The sequence below is a fragment of the Methylophaga pinxianii genome, from assembly GCF_020447225.1.
Taxonomy (GTDB): Bacteria; Pseudomonadota; Gammaproteobacteria; order Nitrosococcales; family Methylophagaceae; genus Methylophaga; species Methylophaga pinxianii.
Map to the genome: position 1 here is coordinate 1 of NZ_JAJAEO010000049.1, position 387 is coordinate 387.

Annotated in this window: 1 protein-coding gene; it reads left to right on the forward strand. The window is 51.7% G+C overall.

The window, feature by feature from the left end:
* On the forward strand, positions 1-387 hold a 387-nt coding region (locus tag LGT40_RS00230), incomplete at both ends, for an IS3 family transposase (RefSeq protein ID WP_226343102.1).

Genomic DNA, 387 nt, shown 5'->3' on the forward strand with positions numbered 1-387 from the left:
CGGGATTTTTTACGCGAAGCGGCAACGTTCTTTGCCAGGGAGTCGTCCTGAAATATCAGGCGATCCAACGTTGTCGCAGCGAATTTCCTGTACGTATGATGTGCCGTTGTCTAAAGGTCTCCCCAAGTGGTTATTACGATTGGGAAGCACGCTCACCGAGCGCCCGAGCAGTTGATAATAGGCGATTGCTGACGCGTATTCGTGAGATCCATCAGGATAGCGGCGGCATCATTGGTGTGCCGCGTATGCATGAAGATCTGACGATTGAAGGTCAGACAGCCAGTAAAAATCGTATTGCCCGTTTAATGGCGGCAGCCGGACTTCAGGGCTGGCCAAGAAAGAAGAAACGTGGTCAGAAAAAACCACCGTTATTACCCCCGCCAGATG